Genomic DNA, 19975 nt, shown 5'->3' on the forward strand with positions numbered 1-19975 from the left:
CCGCGCGCGCACAGCGGGGGCGTACGGGTGAGACGGGTGGCCGGGGGCCGGGTGGCCGCGGGAGGGTTCCGGCGGGGCGTCCAGGGCCCCTACAGCGCCTCTTTGCGGGTGAGGTGGGTGAAGGCCACCCAGCCGGGCAGCACCGGCAGCCAGAAGACCATCAGCCGGAAGAGCAGCACCGCGGGCGCCGCGGTCTCGTACGGCAGCCCGGCGAAGGTCAGACCCGCGATCAGGGCGGCCTCGACCGCGCCCACACCGCCGGGCGTGGGCGCCGCCGACCCCAGGGCGTTGCCCGCGAGGAAGACGACCGCGATGCTCGCGTAGCTCAGCTCGCCGCCGAACGCGCGGATCGACGCGTCGAGGCACATCACGTTGGCCGCGGTCAGCAGCAGGGTGCCGCCGATGCCGGTGAGCAGCTTCTTGGGCCGCTGCAGCACATCCAGCATGCGCGGGACGACGCCCGCGAACAGCGACCGCACCCGGGTGGACACGAACTTCCGCAGGACGGGGATCGCGGTCACCACCAGGACCAGAACGGCGGCCGTCAGCAGCCCGGCGATCACGGTCCGGGACGGCGAGAGCGCCGGGGTGCGCTCGGTGCCGGTGATATAGCCGAAGGTCAGCAGCAGCACGATATGGCTGGCGAGCCCGAACAGCTGGGAGGCGCCCACGCTGGCCACCGCGAGCCCCGGCCGCACCCCCGCGCGCTGCAGGAAGCGGGTGTTGAGGGCGACGCCGCCGACCGCCGCGGGCGCCACCAGCTTCACGAACGAGGCGGCGACCTGCGCCAGCACCGTCCGCGGCAGCGGCACCTTCTCCGGGACGAAGCCGAGCAGGCTCAGCGCCGCGGCCAGATAGGTGAGCGCGGAGAAGACGAGCGCGAAGACGACCCAGATCCAGTTGGCCTCGCCGACCAGGGCGCCCAGCTTGAGATGGGTGAACTGGGACAGCAGGAAGTACGCGGCGAAGGCCCCCGCGCAGAAGCTGACCAGGGTGCGCGGCTTGATGCGCTCCAGCCGCTCGGGCTCTATCGGCGCCTGCGGCCTCACCAGCAGCACCTGCTGCCGGATCTGGGAGAGCAGATCCTCCTCGCGGGCGTCCTCCATCGCCTCCTCTATGGCGCGCTTCTCCGCCTGCTTCTCGGCCTTGCTGGTCCTGCGGTCGCTGGTGGCCGCCTCCGGAGCCCCGGCCTCCTGGGGCGCCTCCTCGGCCTCCCGCGCCTCCTTGGCGGCATGGGACGCCTCCAGGACGGCGTCCCGCTGGCGCTGGGCGCGCTCGCGCGCGAGCTGTCGCAGGGTCGCGCGGGTGCCCCGGCCGAGCGCCAGGGGCTGCAGCAGCGGCAGGCTGTCGGCGACCGCGTCGGGGCCGAGGACCGCTACCGCGGCGGCCACGGAGCGCTCGGCGCCCACGCGCAGGCCCAGGGTGGTCAGCAGCTGTGCGACGTCCATCCGCAGCACCACGTCACCGGCGGCGATCTCACCGCCGCGCAGATCGGTAAGGATGACCGTGCCGTTGCGGTCGACCAGGAGGGCGTCGCTGTCCAGTCGCCGGTGGGCGATGCGCCGCGACTGGAGCGCCTGGACCTGGTGCCAGGCCCCGGCCAGCAGCTCGTCGGTGATCGCCTCGTCCGGCAGGGCGTGCAGCGGACGCCCGGCGACATGCTCGTAGACCAGCATCACGGCGTCCGGGCCCAGCTCGGAGGTGGCGATCAGCTTGGCCGCGTTGGCCCCGGCCGCGATGGCCGCGTAGGCGAGCAGCGCCTCCTGTTCCAGGGCCTGGCGCAGCGACTGGAGGCTGCGGGGCGGGGTGATCGTCCGCAGGGTCAGCCGCTGCCAGACGCCGTAGAAGAAGCCCTGGGCCTGCTGCTCGCGGTCGACCACGGTGACGTCCAGGGGCGGGCCGTCCTCCAGGGTGACCAGATAGCGGCGGCTCCGGTCGCCGTGGCCGCCGTGCTCGTCCTCGGGCTCCTCGGCGCGCATGGCGCTGACCGGGTTGAAGCCGACGCGGCGCAGCCCGCCGAGCAGGTTCTGGCCCGTGGGGCGCACATTGGGGGAGCCGACCGCGTAGAGCGTGCCGTAGGCCACCGTCCAGCCGATGAGCACCGTAAGGATGATCGAGAACGGTGTGGTGTAGCCGCCCACGAGCACCGCGAAGGCGTCGAGCAGCAGGACGCACCACATGGCCACCCGCCAGCGCGGGCGCCGGGCCATGCCGACGGCCGTCATATAGGCGATCACAGGGGCGAGATAGCCGTGCACGGGGTCGCTGAAGGCGCCGCCGGGCGCGGGCTGGGTGAGCGCTTCGCGGATCGAGTCGGGGGCGGCCCTGGCGACCCAGAGGTCTGTGGCGAGGGACACCCCGTGGGCCAGCACCGCGGCCAGCACGCCGTCGGCGATGCGCAGCCCGTCCCGTTTGATCAGCCGCTCGAAGGCGAAGGCCACCGGCAGGACGAGGACGGCCACCCCGGCCGTGAGCCCCGCGAAGTCGATCAGGAGTGGGGGCGCCTGGTTGGCGCCGTGCCCGATGTCCTTCTCCAGACCCGCGGTGGTGCCGTGGGCGAAGGCCGCGATGGCCAGGACGACGGCCATGCCGAGGACCCCGAGCAGCAGCCGTAGCAGATCGGCCGGGCGGTGGACACGGGCGGGCAGCAGCGGCTCGTCCCCGGAGACCCGGTCCACATGGCCCTCCGGTCCGTCCGGGCCGCAGTCATCCCCTGCCTCCGGGGGCTCCTGCCTGCCGCCGGACGGCGCCTTGGAGTGCGGCAACGACTCCGGGGTGCGGGCCTCCTCCTCCGGAGGCTGCGCACCCTGCTGCTTCGCCGTCTCTTCTTGATCTCGTATCACCAATCACCGCCCGGAAGATGGTGGCATGCCCGGGCTGCGGAGGGGGGCATCAGGGTGCATTTCGGGGACGTGGAGCCCGAATGGTACGCCCTGCTAAGGATGCCCGCACAATGCGTGATCGAACCGCGATCCGCCCCCGGACGGGCCCCTCGCCACCGCTCGCGGGGCGCTCGGCGGGGCTGTGGGCGCGGCTGTCGGAGGGGTGCGGCAGGATGAGGCGGATGAGCCGAGAGAGTGGGGAGAGCAGGGAGCCGGCGGACGGGGACGGCGCCGACGAGCTGCCCGAGTACGCCGAGCGGGTGCTGGAGGTGGCCGAGTCGATTCCCTCCGGCCGGGTGATGACCTACGGGGACGTCGCGGAATGGCTGGAGGAGGGCGGGCCGCGCCAGGTGGGGCGGGTGATGGCGCTCTACGGGGGCGCCGTGCCGTGGTGGCGGGTGGTGCGCGCGGACGGTGTGCTGCTGCCCGGCCATGAGCTGCGCGCTCTTGACCACTACCGCGAGGAGGGCACCCCGCTGCGCGAGGCGGCACGCTCGGCCGAGGGCCACGCGCCGCGGATCGATATGGCCAGGGCGCGGTGGGACGGGGGCGGGCAGGACCACGGCCGGTAGTGGGGCCGCGTGCGGTGACGCGACCACAGCCGGTGGCGTTCCGGGCCCGCGGCCGTCGTACCGGAGGTATCCACAGCCATACGGGTGAGGCCCCGCCGTGCATGAGAGGCTGTCCCGCACCCAGCCAACCCACCAGGACCGGCGATCCAACGTGAGCTCCTCCCCCTCGTCCCTTCCACGGCAGCGGCAGGCGCGGCAGCCCTCCTCACGGCAGTCGGCCTCGGGTGTCTACCGCCTGCTCCGCCATCGGCCGGAGCCAGGAACCCTTCCTGTCCTGGACGCACGGCAGCGCGCTGTGGTTGAGCATCGAGGCGGCCCTTTGCTGGTGCTCGCCGGGCCCGGCACGGGCAAGACGACGACGCTCGTGGAGGCGGTGGCCCGCCGGGTGCGCGAGGGCGCGGACCCCGAGCGGCTCCTGGTGCTCACCTTCAGCCGTAAGGCCGCCGTCGAGCTGCGCGACCGCATGGCCTCGCGCCTGGGCGGCGCGAGCGCCCCGCGGGCCACGACCTTCCACTCCTACTGCTACGCCCTGGTCCGCGCCCACCAGGACGTCGACCTCTTCGTCGATCCGCTGCGGCTGCTCTCCGGACCCGAGCAGGACGTCGTCGTCAGGGAGCTGCTCGCCGGGCAGGCCGAGCTGGCGCGCGAGGGCCGGGCCTTCGTCCGCTGGCCCGACGACCTGCGCGCCTGCCTGACCACGCGGGGCTTCGCCGACGAAGTGCGCGCGGTGCTCGCCCGCAGCCGGGAGCTGGGCCTGGGCCCACGGGCGCTGGGGGAGTTCGCCGAGCGCACCGGGCGCCCCGACTGGTCCGCCGCGGCCGGTTTCCTCGCCGAGTACCTCGACGTCCTGGACGCCCAGGGGGTGCTGGACTACGCGGAGCTGGTGCACCGCGCGGTGCTGCTCGCCGGGCGGCCGGAGGTCGCGGCCGAGCTGGCGGGGCGGTACGACGCCGTGTTCGTCGACGAGTACCAGGACACCGACGTGGCCCAGGGCCGGCTGCTGGGGGCGCTCGCGGGCGGCGGCAGGACCCTGCTCGCCTTCGGCGACCCCGATCAGTCGATCTACGCCTTCCGCGGCGCCGACGTGGGCGGCATCCTCCGCTTCCGCGAGGACTTCCCGCGGGCGGACGGCCGGCCCGCCGACATGGAGGTCCTCACCGTCTCCCGCCGCTCGGGGGCCGCCCTGCTCGCGGCCACCCGGCGGATCACCGGCCGGATGCCGCTCGCCCGGCTGCCCGCGCGAGCCGTAAGGGCGCATCGGGAGCTCGCGGCCGTCCGCGACGGCGGCCGCGTCGAGGCGTACACGTACCCCACCGCGGGCGCCGAGCTCGACAACATCGCCGACATCCTGCGCCGCGCCCATCTGGAGGACGGGGTGCCGTGGCGCGAGATGGCCGTCCTGGTGCGCGCCGGGGGGCGCTCGATCCCCGGTGTGCGCCGGGCACTCACCTCGGCGGGAGTCCCCGTCGAGGTGGACGGCGATGACATCCCGCTGCGTCATGAGCCCGCCGTGGCCCCCCTGCTGACCGCGCTGCGGGCCGCCGCCACGGCCGCGCTGCCGGACAGCGGCGGGCTGTCCGCGGTCCTCGGCGTCGAGACCGCCCTGACCCTCCTCACCTCGCCCCTCGGGGGCATGGACGCCGCCGATCTGCGCCGCCTGGGCCGCGCGCTGCGCGAGGAGGAGCGGTCTGCCGGGCGGGCCGTGCCGCGCCCCTCCGACGTCCTGCTCGCCGAGGCGCTCGCCGAGCCGGAGCGACTGGCCGTCCACGACCCGGCGTACGCACGCGGCGCCCAGCGGCTCGGGCTGCTGCTGCGCACCGCCCGGGAGGCGCTGGCCCGGGGCGGCACTGCCGAACAGGCGCTGTGGCAGCTGTGGGACGGCACCTCCTGGCCCGGCCGGCTGGAGCGGGCCGCGCAGCGCGGCGGCACCGCCGGGCGGAACGCGGACCGCGACCTCGACGCGGTGTGCGCGCTGTTCGAGACCGCCGCCCGGGCCGAGGAGCGCACCGGCGGCCGCGGCGCCCTCAACTTCCTGGAGGAGATCGACGCCCAGGACATCGCCGCCGACACCCTCTCCCGCCGGATGGTCCGCCCCGACGCCGTACGGCTGATGACCGCCCACCGCTCCAAGGGGCTCGAATGGGCCCTGGTGGTCGTCGCGGGGGTGCAGGAGGGGCTGTGGCCCGATCTGCGGCGGCGCGGCTCACTCCTGGAGGCCGACCGGATCGGCCGGGACGGGCTGGCCGAGCCGCTGCCGCCGGGCGCGCTGCTGGCCGAGGAGCGGCGGCTGTTCTATGTGGCGGCGACCCGCGCGAAGGAGCGGCTCGTGGTCACCGCCGTCAAGGCCGCCTCCGAGGACGGGGACCAGCCCTCCCGTTTCCTCGCCGAACTGGGCGTCCCGCCCACCGACGTCACCCAGCGGCCGCGCCGCCCGCTGTCCGTCGCCGCGCTCGTCGCCGAGCTGCGCGCCACCACCGTCGACCCGGACGCCTCGGAGGCACTGCGCGACGCCGCCGCGCGCCGGCTGGCGCGGCTCGCGGCGCTGCGCGACGAGGAGGGCCGGCCGCTGGTCCCGGCCGCCCACCCGCACCGCTGGTGGGGGCTGCACGAGCCGACCCACAGCGAGGTTCCGCTGCGCGACCGGGACCGGCCCGTGGCGCTGTCCGGCAGCGCGCTCGACCAGCTCGTCAACACCTGCTCGCTCCAGTGGTTCCTGGGGCGCGAGGTGAAGGCGGACGCGCCCTCGACGGCCGCCCAGGGCTTCGGCAACGTCGTGCACGTGCTGGCCGACGAGGTCGCATCCGGCCGCACCCCGGCCGATCTCGCGGTCCTCATGGAGCGCCTGGACTCCGTATGGGACGCGCTCGCCTTCGACGCGCCCTGGAAGTCACGGCAGGAGAAGGAGCAGGCGCGAGCCGCCCTGGAGCGCTTTCTGCACTGGCATGTGATGGAGCGCGGCGGCCGCACCCCGGTCGCCACCGAGCACTCCTTCGACGTCACGCTCGAAGCCGACGTCTATAAGGTGCGCATCCGCGGCAGCATGGACCGCGTCGAGACGGATGGCGAGGGGCGTGCCTACGTCGTCGACTTCAAGACCGGCAAGCAGGCCGTGACCCGCGGCGATGTCGAGCACCATCCCCAGCTGGCGGCCTATCAGCTGGCGGTGCGCGAGGGTGCCGTCGACGACCTCTTCGACGGCGAGCGCCCCGAGCCGGGCGGCGCGGAGCTCGTCCAGCTGCGGCAGGGCGCCGCCAAGAAGGACGGCGGCGACGACGTCCCCAAGGTCCAGGCCCAGGAGCCGCCGGACGGGGAGTGGGTGGGGCAGCTGCTCGCCACCGCGGCCGGGCGCGTTCTCGACGAGCGGTTCACCCCGACCACGGGCGACCACTGCGAGCGCTGCGCCTTCCGCGGCGCGTGCAGCGCCCGGGCGGAGGGGCGCCATGTGGTCGACTGACGCTTTCGCGTACCGGGCCCGCACCTCAGGGCGGCCGTTGACCGGGGTGGCGGGGCATGTCGGTGGGCACCGATAGCCTCACTGGAGTGTCAGCCCGCATCACCGATCCCGAGGAGCTCAAGGAACTCCTCGGGATCCCGTTCACCCCGGAGCAGGTGGAGTGCATCACCGCACCGCCCGCCCCGCAAGTGATCGTCGCCGGGGCGGGCTCCGGCAAGACCACGGTGATGGCCGCCCGCGTCGTCTGGCTGGTCGGCACCGGACAGGTCGCGCCCGACCGGGTGCTCGGCCTCACGTTCACCAACAAGGCCGCCGGAGAGCTGGCCGAGCGGGTCCGTAAGGCCCTCGTCACGGCGGGCATCGTGGACCAGGACCCGGATCCGGGCGCCACCGAGGAGGCCGCGGGCGAGCCCGTCATCTCCACGTACCACGCCTTCGCCGGACAGCTGCTCAAGGACCACGGGCTGCGCGTCGGACTGGAGCCGAGCGCCCGGCTGCTCGCCGACGCCACCCGCTTCCAGCTCGCCGCGCGCGTCCTGCGCTCGGCCCCCGGCCCGTATCCGGCGCTCACCCGCCCCTTCTCCGACCTGGTCACCGATCTGCTCGCGCTCGACGCCGAGCTCGCCGAGCACCTCGTTCCCGCCGGGCGGCTGCGCGCGTACGACACCGAGCTGCTGCGGACGCTGGAGGGGGCGCGGCTCACCAACGAGGCGCTGCGCAAGGTGCCCGAGGCCGCCCACGCCCGCCAGGAATTGCTGGGCCTGGTGGAGGCGTACCGCGAGGAGAAGCGGCGCCGCGATCTGCTCGACTTCGGCGACCAGATCGCCCATTCGGCCACCCTGGCCCTCGACCACCCGGAGGTCGGCCGGATCCTGCGCGAGCAGTTCGCGGTCGTCCTGCTCGACGAGTACCAGGACACCTCGGTCGCCCAGCGGCTGCTGCTGTCCGGTCTCTTCGGCGGCGGCACCGGACACCCCGTCACCGCCGTGGGCGACCCCTGTCAGGCCATCTACGGCTGGCGCGGCGCCTCCGTGGCCAACCTGGACGACTTCCCCGAGCACTTCCCGCACGCGGACGGCAGCCCGGCGCGGCGCTTCGCGCTCAGCGAGAACCGCCGCAGCGGCGGCCGCCTCCTGGACCTCGCCAATGGGCTGGCCGCCCCGCTGCGCGCGATGCACGAGGGCGTCGAGGCGCTGCGCCCCGCGCCCGGCGCCGAGCGGGACGGAGCGGTGCGCTGTGCGCTGCTGCCCACCCACGCCGAGGAGCTGGCCTGGCTCGCCGACTCCATCGCCCACCTGGTGCGCACCGGCACCCCGCCCGGTGAGATCGCGGTCCTGTGCCGTACGGCGGGTGACTTCGCGCAGATCCAGGGAGCCCTGGTGGAGCGGGATGTCCCGGTGGAGGTGGTGGGCCTGTCGGGGCTGCTGCATCTGCCGGAGGTCGCCGATCTGGTGGCCGTCTGCGAGGTCCTCCAGGACCCGGGGGCCAACGCGGCGCTGGTCCGTCTGCTCACCGGGCCGCGCTGGCGGATCGGCCCCCGCGACCTCGCGCTGCTGGGCCGCCGCGCCCGCGCGCTGGTCTCCTACGGCGGGCCGGACGGTGCGGCGGACGATCCGGATCTACGGCTCGCCGAGGCCGTCGAGGGCACCGACCCCTCCGAGGTGATCTCCCTGGCCGACGCGCTCGACACCTTCCTGGAGGCGGGCGGCGGCCCGGACGACGGGCTGCCCTTCTCGGCCGAGGCACGGATCCGGTTCGCCCGGCTCGCCGCCGAACTCCGCGAACTGCGCCGCACACTGGCCGACCCGCTGATGGACGTGCTCCACCGGGTCCTGGCAACCACGGGCCTCGAGGTCGAGCTGTCCGCCTCACCGCACGCCCTGGCCGCGCGCCGCCGCGAGACGCTCGGCAACTTCCTGGACGTCGCGGCCGCCTTCGCGGGCCGCGAAGGCGGCGCGGCCGTGGAGGGCGAGGCCACCCTGCAGGGCTTCCTCGGCTTTCTGCGCACCGCCGCGCGGTACGAGAAGGGGCTCGACAACGCCCTCCCCGGCGGCGAGAACACGGTCAAGGTGCTCACCGCCCACAAGTCCAAGGGGCTGGAGTGGGATGTGGTGGCGGTGCCGGGGCTGGTGGCCAAGCAGTTCCCGAGCGAACAGTCCCGCGAGTCCTGGACGGCGAACGCGAGGGTCCTGCCGCATGAGCTGCGCGGGGACGCGCGGACCCTCCCGGACGTCACCGCCTGGGACAGCAAGGGGATCGCGGCCTTCAAGGACGCCATGAAGGGGCATCAGCGGACCGAGGAGCTCCGGCTGGGCTATGTGACCTTCACCCGGCCGCGGTCGCTGCTGCTGGGCTCCGGCCACTGGTGGGGCCCCACCCAGAAGCGGCCGCGCGGCCCGTCGGCCTTCCTGGACGCGCTGCGCGAGCACTGTGAGGCGGGGTACGGCGAGGTCGAGGCGTGGGCCGAGCCGCCGGAGGAGGGCGCGGAGAACCCGGCCCTGCGGGAGTCGGCGGCCGACCGGGCCTGGCCGCTTCCCCTGGACCCGGCCGCGCTGCGCCACCGGCGCCGCGCCGCCGAGGTGGTGCTCGCCCATCTGGCGCGCATCGAGACGGCGGGGGAGGGGCCGACCGCGCATGACGGGGGGCGCCCTTCGGCTGACGGGGACCCGTTCCCGGAGCCCCCGGACGACCTGGCGCCCCCGGAGGAGCCCGAGTTCCTGGAGGATCCGGAGTGGCCCGAGCCTCCGGAGGGCCCTTACGAGGCGTCGTACGAGGACGCGGACGAGGGCCCGTACGGCGAGGCGGCCGACGACCCGTACGAGCCGTACGAGCCGTACGAGGACGAGCCGTACGGCGACGGCCCGCGCCTCGATCCTTACGGCGCACCGGAACCAGGTGTGCCGGATATCACGCGAGAGCCAGCCGAGGACGGGCTGGCGCCCGAGGAGGCCCGGCTGGCCAGTTCCTGGGACCGCGATCTGGACGCGCTCGCCGGGGAGCTGCGCCGCGCCCGCGAAACCGTGCACGAGGTGCCCCTGCCGGGGACGCTCACCGCCTCCCAGCTGCTGCGTCTCGCCGCCGATCCGGACGGCTTCGCACGGGAGCTGGCCCGCCCCATGCCCCGGCCGCCGCGCCCCGCCGCACGGCGCGGCACCCGCTTCCACGCCTGGGTCGAAGCGCGCTTCGAGGCGCTGTCGCTGCCCTTCCTCGGCCCGGATGAGCTACCGGGTGGCGAGGAAGACGACGCGGAGATCGCCGACGAGCGGGAGCTGACCGCGCTCAAGGAGGCGTTCGCGCGCACGCCGTACGCCCGTCGCACCCCTTACCGCGTGGAGGTGCCGGTCCAGCTGACTCTGGCGGGCCGCATCATCCGCGGCCGGATCGACGCGGTGTACCGCTCGTCGGGGACGGGCTCCGACGGCGGCCCGCGCTACGAGATCGTCGACTGGAAGACCGGCCGCTCCCAGGACGCCGACCCGCTCCAGCTGGCCATCTACCGCCTGGCCTGGGCCGAGCAGCATGGGCTGCCCCTGTCGGCGGTCACGGCGGCGTTCGTGTACGTACGCAGCGGTGAGGTCGTGCGCCCCGCCGGGCTGCCCGGCCGGGCGGGGCTCGAGCGCGTCCTGCTCGGCGAGCCGGGCGGCGGGACCGGCGGCGGGCCGCAAGGCGAGCCGGGGGACGGGGAGGTGAGCGTGGCCGGGGATGGGGCCGTGGACGAGGGCGCGACCGGGAATGACCGTATCGACGTCGAAACCGCCACCGAGAGCGAGCGCTCATGAACGCCCCGGAGGCCCCCGCCCGCGTCCCGCCGCGGGCCGGATAGGCTCACATCCATGAGCAACACCCCGGACACGGACAACGCCGTCCGCGCCTATGTGGACAGCCATCGCGCCGCCTTTCTCGCCGAACTCTCCGAGTGGCTGCGCATCCCGTCCGTATCCGCCGACCCGGCCCGCGCCGACGACGTCCGGCGCAGCGCCCAGTGGCTGAGGGACCACCTGGCCGCGACGGGCTTCCCGGTGGCTGAGATATGGGACACACCGGGCGCCCCGGCCGTCTTCGCCGAGTGGCCGTCCGGCGATCCCGACGCCCTTACGGTGCTCGTCTACGGTCACCACGACGTCCAGCCCGCCGACCGCGAGGACGGCTGGCGCACCGACCCCTTCGAGCCCGTCATCGAGGACGGCAGGCTCTACGGCCGCGGCGCCGCCGACGACAAGGGGCAGGTCCTCTTCCACACCCTGGGGATACGGGCACACCTTTCCGTGACCGGCCGCGGCGCACCCGCGGTGAACCTCAAGCTGCTGATCGAGGGCGAGGAGGAGTCCGGCTCCCCGCACTTCCCCGAGCTGATCCGCGCGCACGCCGACCGGCTGGCCTGCGACACCGTGATCGTCTCCGACACCGGGATGTGGTCCGAGGACACCCCGACCGTCTGCACCGGCATGCGGGGCCTCGTCGACTGCCAGATCGATCTCCATGGCCCCGGCCAGGACATCCACTCCGGTTCCTTCGGCGGCGCGGTCCCCAACCCGGCCACCGAGGCCGCCCGTCTGGCCGCCGCACTGCACGACGCCGACCGTAAGGTGGCGATCCCCGGCTTCTACGACGGCGTCGTGGAGCTGACCGGCCGCGAGCGCGCGCTCTTCGCCGAGCTGCCCTTCGACGAGGCGGGCTGGCTGCGGACCGCGCATTCGCGGGCCACGCTCGGCGAGGCGGGGTACTCCACCCTGGAGCGGATCTGGGCCCGTCCGACCGCCGAGGTCAACGGCATCGGCGGGGGCTACCAGGGGCCGGGCGGAAAGACCATCGTGCCCTCGGCCGCCCAGCTGAAGCTGTCCTTCCGGCTGGTGGCCGGCCAGGACGTGGAGAAGGTCCAGGCGGCCGTGCGGGACTGGGTCGCCGCCCAACTGCCGGCCGGTATCCGCCATGAGATCACCTATTGGGGCGCCACCCGCCCCTGTCTGACCCCGCTGGACCACCCCGCGCTCCAGTCCGTCGTCCGGGCCATGGGGCGCGCCTTCGGCCAGGAGATCCGCTTCACCCGAGAGGGCGGATCGGGCCCCGCCGCCGATCTCCAGGACGTCCTCGGCGCCCCGGTGCTCTTCCTGGGCATCTCGGTGCCGTCCGACGGCTGGCACGCGCCCAACGAGAAGGTCGAGCTCGGCCTGCTCATGAAGGGGGCCGAGACGGCCGCCCATCTCTGGGACGATCTCGCCGAGAACGGACGGGAATAGCTCGCTTATGTACGTAAACCACCCATTTCGCTGGGGGAGTTGGAAGCAACCGTGACCACCTGGACCGACCACGCCACCGACCGGCCGATCACGCTCGCTGCCCCGAGCGGCATCGACCGCTCCGCGCATCACCGCCTGGACGAGGCGTGGCTGGCGGCGGCGTGGAGCCACCCGACGACGCGTGTCTTCGTGGTCTCCGGCGGCCAGGCCCTGGTCGACGACACCCCGGACGGCCGCACCGAACTCGTCATGACCCCGTCCTTCGAGGCCCCGCCCACCGAGACCCACCGCTACTTCCTGGGCACCGACGAGGAGGGCGTGCGCTACTTCGCGCTGCAGAAGGACTCCCTGCCGGGGCGGATGGACCAGTCGGCACGCCCCGCCGGGCTGCGCGAGGCGGGCGCGCTGCTGTCCGAGCGCGACGCGGGGCTGCTGGTGCACGCGGTCGCGCTGGAGAACTGGCAGCGGCTGCACCGCTTCTGCTCACGCTGCGGTGAGCGCACGGTGATCGCGGCGGCGGGCCATATCCGCCGCTGCCCCGCGTGCGGGGCCGAGCACTACCCGCGGACCGACCCCGCCGTGATCATGCTGGTGCGGGACGAGCAGGACCGTGCGCTGCTGGGGCGCCAGGTGCACTGGCCGGAGGGGCGCTTCTCGACGCTGGCGGGCTTCGTGGAGCCGGGTGAGTCGATCGAGCAGGCCGTGGTCCGCGAGGTGGCGGAGGAGGCGGGCGTCACGGTCGGCGAGGTCGAGTACGTGGCCAGCCAGCCGTGGCCGTTCCCGTCCAGCCTGATGCTCGGCTTCATGGCGCAGGCCACGTCCTCCCTGATCCAGGTGGACGGGGAGGAGATCCACGAGGCGCGCTGGTTCTCCCGGGACGACCTGCGGGCCGCGATCGAGTCCGGAGAGGTCCTGCCTCCGTCCGGTATCTCGATCGCGGCCCGGCTGATCGAGCTCTGGTACGGCGAGCCGCTGCCGCGGGGCTGACTCAGACGCCGACCCTGGCCTTGACCTGTGCCAGGGACGGGTTGGTCAGGGTCGACCCATCGGGGAAGAGGACGGTCGGCACCGTCTGGTTGCCACCGTTCGCCTTCTCGACGAAGGCCGCGGACTCCGGGTCCTGCTCGATGTTGATCTCGGTGTAGGCGATGCCCTCGCGGTCCATCTGCCCCTTCAGGCGGCGGCAGTAGCCGCACCAGGTGGTGCTGTACATCGTCACAGTGCCGGACATCGGTCTTCGCTCTCCTCGGGGTCGTGGTGGGTGGGCAGAAGGTGAACGCTCACCTTCCGCCGGTCATTCCCGGTATTCATATGACCGGAAGGCGATGGCTGTGGACAACCGGCACGGGGGTCCCAGGGGACCTGGCAGCATGGCGGGGTGACTGCAGCAACGTCCTCCACTCTGTTCCCGCAGGGCTCCGCACCGGGTGCCTACGCGGCCACGCCGCGTGACGCCGACGCGGTGCTCGACGGGCTCGACCCCGAGCAGCGCGAGGTGGCGACGTCCCTGCACGGCGCGGTGTGCGTGCTGGCCGGGGCCGGCACCGGCAAGACCCGTGCCATCACCCACCGGATCGCCTATGGGGTGCGCGCGGGCATGCTCCAGCCCGCCAGCGTGCTGGCCGTCACCTTCACCAACCGGGCGGCGGGGGAGATGCGCGGCCGGCTGCGGCAGCTCGGCGCGGGCGGGGTGCAGGCGCGCACGTTCCACTCGGCGGCCCTGCGTCAGCTGCAGTATTTCTGGCCCAAGGCGGTCGGCGGTGAGGTGCCGCGGCTGGTCGAGCGCAAGGTCCAGCTCGTGGCCGAGGCCGCCGCGCGGTGCCGGGTCCGGCTGGACCGCAATGAGCTGCGGGATGTGACCGGCGAGATCGAATGGTCGAAGGTCACCCAGACCGTGCCCGAGGATTATCCGGCCGTGGCCGCCAAATCCGGTCGGGAGGCCCCCCGCGACGCCGCCGAGATCGGCCGGATCTACGCCACCTATGAGCAGTTGAAGCGCGACCGCGGCGTCATCGACTTCGAGGATGTGCTGCTCCTCACGGTCGGTGTGCTCCAGGAGCGGCACGACATCGCCGATCAGGTGCGCCGTCAGTACCAGCACTTCGTGGTCGACGAGTACCAGGACGTCAGCCCGCTGCAGCAGCGGCTGCTGGAGCTGTGGCTGGGCGACCGGGACAGCCTGTGCGTGGTCGGCGACGCCAGCCAGACCATCTACTCCTTCACCGGCGCCACCCCCGACCATCTGCTGAACTTCCGCACCCGCCACCCCGGGGCCACGGTGGTCAAGCTGATCCGGGACTACCGCTCCACCCCCCAGGTGGTCCACCTGGCCAACGGGCTGCTCTCCCAGGCCCGCGGCCGGGCCGCCGAGCACCGGCTGGAGCTGGTCTCCCAGCGGGAGGCGGGCCCCGACCCGGTCTACGTCGCCTATGCGGACGAGCCGGCCGAGGCCGAGGGCACCGCCCGCCGGATCCGTGAGCTGATCACCCCGGTCGAACAGGGGGGCGGCGGCGTCCCGGCGAGCCAGATCGCGGTCCTCTACCGGGTCAACGCCCAGTCGGAGCTCTATGAGCAGGCGCTGGCCGATGCGCAGGTGCCCTATCAGCTGCGCGGCGCCGAGCGGTTCTTCGAGCGGCCCGAGGTGCGCGAGGCGGGGCTGCTGCTGCGCGGCGCGGCCCGCGGGAGAAGTGCCGACCCGGCGCTGGCGGATGCCGACATCCCGTCCCAGGTGCGGGCCGTGCTGGGCACCCGTGGCTGGACGCCCGAGCCCCCGGCGGGATCGGGCGCGGTGCGCGACCGCTGGGAGTCCCTGGCCGCCCTGGTGCGGCTCGCCGAGGACTTCGCGGGCAGCCGCCCCGGCGCCACGCTCTCGGATCTGGTGGCGGAGCTCGACGAGCGGGCGGCGGCGCAGCACGCCCCGACCGTCGAGGGTGTGACCCTCGCCTCACTCCACGCCGCCAAGGGCCTCGAATGGGACGCGGTCTTCCTGGTCGGTCTCACCGAGGGGATGGTGCCGATCACCTACGCCAAGACGGACCAGCAGATCGAGGAGGAGCGCCGGCTGCTCTATGTGGGGGTCACCCGCGCGCGTCACCATCTGACGCTGTCCTGGGCGCTCTCGCGGGCTCCGGGCGGCCGGGCCTCCCGCCGCCCCACCCGCTTTCTCAACGGGCTGCGGCCCGGCTCCCAGGCCGTGGGCGCCCGCACCCTCGGCGGGGCCGGCGGGATCGAGCGCGGGGCGGCGGCCCCGGGCGGCGGGGGCGCCACCGTGCGCAGGCGGCGTGGTCCGGTCCACTGCCGGGTGTGCGGCCGGGCGCTGACCGACGCGGGCGAGATGAAGCTGATGCGCTGCGAGGGCTGCCCGTCGGAGCTGGACGAGGCGCTCTATGAGCGGCTGCGCGACTGGCGGGCGGAGCAGGCGGGGCTGCTGGGGCAGCCGGCCTACTGCGTCTTCACCGACAAGACACTGCTCGCGATTGCCGAGGCCGTTCCGGAAACCGCACCGGAGCTCGCCCGCATCGCCGGTGTCGGACGGCGCAAGCTCGACCGGTTCGGAGCCGACGTCCTCGCGCTGTGCGCGGGGCGAGAACTGCCCTCGGCGGTCGACGGCGAGGGGGACGACGATGCCGGGGGAAGCCATTCGGGTGACCCTTGGCAAAACTCGACGGAAAAATAGTTTGCGCGCGCGGAGGCCATACCCATAGCCTTCCGAGCACGGAGACAACGGCCCTTCCAGGAGCCAGGGATTCCGTGTTGTACTGAACACCCGGACTGGTTTCGATCGGTCCCTGAGACGCCGAGAGGAGGCGAAGACTAATGATCAGCTTCATCAACACCATCAAAAAGGCCGATCGATCGGTCGTCGCCACCTGCCTGCTCGGCTCCGCGCTTCCTGGCACCGGTATGCCCGGCGTCAATGAGGCGCGCCTCAGTGAGCGACCGATCCAGGCACCTGCGGTAGCGGCAGTGGCACAGGCAATGGCCTATGCCTTTGCGACCAATGGTGCCGAATCCCGGACGATCCAGCAGCACCACAAGACGTGGGCCTTCCGCAGGCTCGAACCCTGGAGTTATCCAGCCTGATCCAGGATCAGGTCGGCACCTTCCAGGGCCGCGGAACCCACACCGGGATCCGCGGCCCTTTTGATTTGCCAGAGCCCGGCCACCAGCCGGACCGAAGAGACGAGGACCACACACCGTGCAACTCAACGCACACGCCCCGTCCGCATCGACCGACCTGAACCGACCGCCTGACTCCTCGGAGGACTCCTTGATCCCGCTCACCGCCCTCACCGAACTCGATGAGGCCATCGAGAACCTGGGTGTAGCCGTTCCGTGCCGCTCGTACGACCCGGAGGTCTTCTTCGCCGAGTCCCCGGCCGACGTCGAGTACGCGAAGTCGCTGTGCCAGACCTGCCCGCTGCGTGCGGCCTGCCTCGCCGGTGCCAAAGACCGCCGTGAGCCCTGGGGCGTCTGGGGCGGCGAGCTCTTCGTCCAGGGCGTGGTGGTGGCCCGCAAGCGGCCGCGTGGCCGTCCGCGTAAGAACCCGGTTGCGGCATGAGCACCCACGGCACCATCGATCGCCCAGCGACGCACGACCCCATGAAGCAGGTCCCGACGATGACCCCACCGGTCTCCGACACCCCAGCACCAGAAACCTCCGGCGCGCCCGAGTCGCGCCAGAACAGGAACCGAGAGATGCAACTCATCCAAGAAGCCCTGGCGCGTGCGCATATGCACGACCGGCTTCAGGAGGCCGAGTCCGAACGGCCCGCCGCTCGGCTCGCCGCCGCGCGCCGGATGCAGCGGCGCGCGGAGCGTGCCTCGCTCCGCGCCCGCCGCGCCCTGGCCATCGCGGTCATGCAGTGACCACCAGGTGCGCCACCGACCAGAGTCGGGGCTGACATCACCACACATTGACGGGTCATACCTCGACCCGTCGCGTGACCACAGAGGGCCGGTCCGATCGGACCGGCCCTTCTGGCTACCCCGAAGCGCCCGCGCTCCGAGGCGACGGCACCCGGCACCAGAGACCCGGCCGGGCGGCGCGCGTGCTCAGGCCGAGGTCTCCGCGGCCTCGGACTTCTCCTCGGCGCCTTGAGCGGCTTCGGTGGCTTCCCCGGTTCCGGTGGCCTCTCCGGCTTCGGTGGCTTCCCCGGTTCCGGTGCCCTCTTCGGCTTCTGCGCCTTCTTCGGCGCCGCCCTCGGGCTCCGGGTCCTGGGCGAAGCCGGGGACCCACGCTTCGAGTTCATCCCGCAGCCGCACCGTCGCGCCCAGCTGGCACAGCACCCCGATGGTGCTCAGGGTCACCCGGTGGATCAGCAGATAGGCGGGCGGCAGGTTCAGCTGATTGCCCAGCTCATAGACGGGGGAGTGACGATCGGCCACCCGCGCCGCCTGGCTGCGCAGCCACTGCCGGTCGAAGACGAACGCGTCGACCTGGGCCGGTTCGAGCATCGGCAGCAGAAAGTCCAGCAGGTCGTCCGGGTCCATCTCGATCGTCGGCTTGACGAACCCCTCCCCGCGCATCAGCTCGTAGACCCCCATGGCATCGCCCTGGAGCGCCATGCGCAGTGCGATGCCGATGGGCTTCGGAAGCCCTTCCGGGAGCCGGTTCACCGAGCCGAAGTCCAGCACCCCCAGCTTCCACCGCTCCGGCGATCCGTCCGGGGCGTCACCGGTCAGCAGCCGGAAGTTCCCCGGATGCGGATCGGCGTGCAGCAGCCCGGTGCGCGACGCCCCCGAGAACAGGAAGCGGGCCAGCAGCTGCCCGGCGCGGTCCCGCTGCTCCTGGGTGCCGTCGGCTATCACCTCGGAGAGCGGTATCCCCTCCATCCATTCGGTGATCAGTATCTGATCGCTCTGGTGCACCACCTCGGGCACCACGATCTCCGTGTCCTGTGCGTACTCCTCCGCATGGGCCCGCTGGGACGCCGCCTCCAGTTCGTAGTCCAGCTCTTCGGCGACTCGCTCGCGCAACTCCGCGATCAGCGGCTTGACGTCCAGCCCCGGCACCAGCGGCCCCAGCACCCGGGCGAACCGGCTCAGTTGGTTGAGGTCGGACAGCAGCGCCTCGCCCGCCCCCGGGTACTGCACCTTGACCGCCACCACGCGCCCGTCGTGCCAGACCGCCCGATGCACCTGCCCGATCGAGGCGGCCGCCGCCGGCTTGTCGTCGAACTCCTGGAACAGCTCCGGCCAGTCCGGGCCCAGCCGCTCCTCCAGCGCCGCGTGGACCGTGCGGCTGGGCATGGGAGGGGCCGCCTCCTGGAGCTTGGTCAGCGCCGCCCGGTAGGGCCTGGCTATCTCCTCGGGCAGCGCCGACTCGAAGACCGACATGGCCTGCCCGAGCTTCATGGCCCCGCCCTTGAGCTCACCGAGGACCTTGAACATCTGCTCGGCGGTGCGCTGCTGTACCTCGCGCGCGACCATCTCCGCCGGCCGTCCCCCTATCCGCTTCCCGAGCCCCCACGTGGCGCGCCCCGCGAATCCCAAGGGCAGCGCCGCCAGTTTGGCGGTACGGGTGATCGCCTTGCGCGGCAGATCGGTCATGCGCCCCTCCAACTACAGCCGTGCCATCCCGGAGGGTGGCCCCCGGGCCCCCGTCGCCCACTCCACGGACGTGGGTCACCCGGACATTGTCGCGTGCGGTGCCTCTGCGGCCGAGGCATATACCGCATCCTCCTCCCCGGCCGCTCCGCAGCCGCATCCGGGATGTGCTACGACCGGACGCGCCTCCCAGACGAGGGAGGGAAGCGCCAGCTCCCACCGGACCCCCGCGCCCCCGGAGGGCCGGCCGTCGAGGAAGGCCAGCGCCTGCACCGCGGTGAGCCCCGCCACCACCATCGCCAGCGCCGCGTCACAGGCCGGGGCGGTCCGCCGGCGCCCGGACCGCCACTGCGCGAGCATCCGCGGCCAGACGGGCTCCCGCTCGGCGCGGCCCGCCGCGGCACAGCCCGCGCAGGGCGTCATGCCCGGCACCACCAGCGGCCCCACCACCCCCGTGGCCTCGATGACTCCCGCGTAGAGATGGGGTGTCCCGGAGGCGAGCAGCGGCTGGGCCGGGTCCGGATCCGGTGCGTACGCGGCGAGGCCGTCACGCGGGGCGATCACCACAAGCGCCAGACCGTGCTCTCCCGACGGGGTTCGCTCTTCTGCGGAGGTCCGCTCCCGGGCCGACCGACGCGGCAGCGGACCGGGTGCGGTCTGTCGCACCACGCGGCGCGCGGCCACATCCCGGCGCTCCCCGATCTGATCGGCGGACAGCCCACCGGGAGCCACATCCCAGGGCTCGACACACCCTCCGTCCACCACATCGACCCGGCCGACCCCCGAGCCCGACAGCGCGGCCGCGACCGCCGCCCCGACCCGGCCGGCGCCCCGCACCTGCACCCGCATCGCCCGCCGCGCGGCGAGCAGCCGCGCCGCCGCCCCGGGCTCGGGATGCAGCACCGAGAGCGCACCCGCGTCGGGCCGCAGCCGGTCCAGGGCCGCGGCGGGCTCACCGCCGTCCCTCGGCTCGTCGAGCAGACCGGCCGCCGCCAGCCGGTCCACCAGTGCGTCGGCCCGCCCCTCCGGCAGCCCGATGGCCCGGGCCTCCTGCCGCAGCAGCGGCAGACCGCGGGTGCCGTCCAGCAGCTCCAGAAAGCTGCCCGTGGCCGTGTCCACCGGCCCCATCACTACCGCATGCGCCCGGGCCACCCCGAACTGGACCGTGTCCCGGCTCCGCCAGCCGCGCCGCAGCGCGGGCTTGAGCATCGGATGCATCGTCGCCCCCCGTTTGATGGTCTGTGCCTTTTCGTGGCTGTACTTACCTGTTCGTCACTTTTC

At 73.5% G+C, this 19975-nt stretch carries 13 protein-coding genes; 9 read left to right on the forward strand and 4 right to left on the reverse strand.

Annotation, left to right across the window (positions count from 1 at the left end; translation table 11 throughout):
* Nucleotides 1–89: 89 nt before the first annotated feature.
* Complete coding sequence (locus AS97_RS29630) at nucleotides 90–2843, reverse strand: lysylphosphatidylglycerol synthase transmembrane domain-containing protein (protein ID WP_059145218.1); 2754 nt, start codon at nucleotides 2841–2843, stop codon at nucleotides 90–92.
* Nucleotides 2844–3064: 221 nt separating this feature from the next.
* Between AS97_RS29630 and AS97_RS29635 the strand changes: the two genes are divergently transcribed.
* The 5 genes from AS97_RS29635 to nudC all read left to right on the forward strand — a co-directional run bounded on the left by AS97_RS29635 (nucleotide 3065) and on the right by nudC (nucleotide 13132).
* Nucleotides 3065–3454, forward strand: a complete 390-nt coding sequence (locus AS97_RS29635) for an MGMT family protein (RefSeq protein WP_086706774.1) — start codon at nucleotides 3065–3067, stop codon at nucleotides 3452–3454.
* Between the two features lie 235 nt (nucleotides 3455–3689).
* Nucleotides 3690–6908, forward strand: a complete 3219-nt coding sequence (locus AS97_RS29640) for an ATP-dependent DNA helicase (RefSeq protein WP_247204836.1) — start codon at nucleotides 3690–3692, stop codon at nucleotides 6906–6908.
* Between the two features lie 86 nt (nucleotides 6909–6994).
* Nucleotides 6995–10687, forward strand: a complete 3693-nt coding sequence (locus AS97_RS29645; RefSeq protein ID WP_247204528.1) for a UvrD-helicase domain-containing protein — start codon at nucleotides 6995–6997, stop codon at nucleotides 10685–10687.
* Nucleotides 10688–10741: 54 nt separating this feature from the next.
* Nucleotides 10742–12145 (forward strand): M20/M25/M40 family metallo-hydrolase, encoded by a 1404-nt coding sequence (locus tag AS97_RS29650; protein ID WP_059145215.1) that lies wholly within the window; start codon nucleotides 10742–10744, stop codon nucleotides 12143–12145.
* A gap of 51 nt (nucleotides 12146–12196) precedes the next feature.
* Nucleotides 12197–13132, forward strand: coding sequence for an NAD(+) diphosphatase (nudC, locus tag AS97_RS29655; protein ID WP_086706777.1), 936 nt, complete (start codon nucleotides 12197–12199; stop codon nucleotides 13130–13132).
* 1 nt (nucleotide 13133) lies between these two features.
* Here nudC and AS97_RS29660 read toward each other — a convergent pair whose 3' ends face one another.
* Nucleotides 13134–13376, reverse strand: a complete 243-nt coding sequence (locus AS97_RS29660) for a mycoredoxin (RefSeq protein WP_059145213.1) — start codon at nucleotides 13374–13376, stop codon at nucleotides 13134–13136.
* 147 nt (nucleotides 13377–13523) lie between these two features.
* Between AS97_RS29660 and AS97_RS29665 the strand changes: the two genes are divergently transcribed.
* The 4 genes from AS97_RS29665 (at nucleotide 13524) to AS97_RS29680 (ending at nucleotide 17014) form a co-directional block, all read left to right on the forward strand.
* On the forward strand, nucleotides 13524–15821 hold the full coding sequence (locus AS97_RS29665; protein WP_086706778.1) for an ATP-dependent DNA helicase UvrD2: 2298 nt from the start codon (nucleotides 13524–13526) through the stop codon (nucleotides 15819–15821).
* A 140-nt stretch (nucleotides 15822–15961) separates the two neighbouring features.
* Complete coding sequence (locus AS97_RS29670) at nucleotides 15962–16228, forward strand: hypothetical protein (RefSeq protein ID WP_059145211.1); 267 nt, start codon at nucleotides 15962–15964, stop codon at nucleotides 16226–16228.
* A 115-nt stretch (nucleotides 16229–16343) separates the two neighbouring features.
* Nucleotides 16344–16706 (forward strand): WhiB family transcriptional regulator, encoded by a 363-nt coding sequence (locus AS97_RS29675; protein WP_059145210.1) that lies wholly within the window; start codon nucleotides 16344–16346, stop codon nucleotides 16704–16706.
* Nucleotides 16703–17014: a hypothetical protein gene (locus AS97_RS29680; RefSeq protein WP_059145209.1), complete on the forward strand. Its 312-nt coding sequence runs from the start codon at nucleotides 16703–16705 to the stop codon at nucleotides 17012–17014. The genes AS97_RS29675 and AS97_RS29680 overlap by 4 nt, the downstream gene beginning before the upstream one ends.
* A gap of 186 nt (nucleotides 17015–17200) precedes the next feature.
* Here AS97_RS29680 and AS97_RS29685 read toward each other — a convergent pair whose 3' ends face one another.
* A complete protein-coding gene (locus AS97_RS29685) occupies nucleotides 17201–18697 on the reverse strand; it encodes an AarF/ABC1/UbiB kinase family protein (protein WP_210565961.1) in 1497 nt (498 codons plus the stop codon).
* A 75-nt stretch (nucleotides 18698–18772) separates the two neighbouring features.
* A complete protein-coding gene (locus tag AS97_RS29690; protein ID WP_059145207.1) occupies nucleotides 18773–19912 on the reverse strand; it encodes a ThiF family adenylyltransferase in 1140 nt (379 codons plus the stop codon).
* Between the last annotated feature and the right edge of the window lie 63 nt (nucleotides 19913–19975).

Source organism: Streptomyces sp. AgN23 (assembly GCF_001598115.1).
Classification (GTDB): domain Bacteria; phylum Actinomycetota; class Actinomycetes; order Streptomycetales; family Streptomycetaceae; genus Streptomyces; species Streptomyces antimycoticus.

Excerpts from the sequence above, each read along its gene's own strand:
- AS97_RS29635 (WP_086706774.1), top strand. The coding sequence starts at position 3,065 with ATGAGCCGAGAGAGTGGGGAGAGCAGGGAGCCGGCGGACGGGGACGGC.
- AS97_RS29690 (WP_059145207.1), bottom strand. The coding sequence starts at position 19,912 with ATGCATCCGATGCTCAAGCCCGCGCTGCGGCGCGGCTGGCGGAGCCGG.
- AS97_RS29680 (WP_059145209.1), top strand. The coding sequence starts at position 16,703 with ATGAGCACCCACGGCACCATCGATCGCCCAGCGACGCACGACCCCATG.
- AS97_RS29660 (WP_059145213.1), bottom strand. The coding sequence starts at position 13,376 with ATGTCCGGCACTGTGACGATGTACAGCACCACCTGGTGCGGCTACTGC.
- AS97_RS29685 (WP_210565961.1), bottom strand. The coding sequence starts at position 18,697 with ATGACCGATCTGCCGCGCAAGGCGATCACCCGTACCGCCAAACTGGCG.
- AS97_RS29650 (WP_059145215.1), top strand. The coding sequence starts at position 10,742 with ATGAGCAACACCCCGGACACGGACAACGCCGTCCGCGCCTATGTGGAC.
- AS97_RS29670 (WP_059145211.1), top strand. The coding sequence starts at position 15,962 with ATGATCAGCTTCATCAACACCATCAAAAAGGCCGATCGATCGGTCGTC.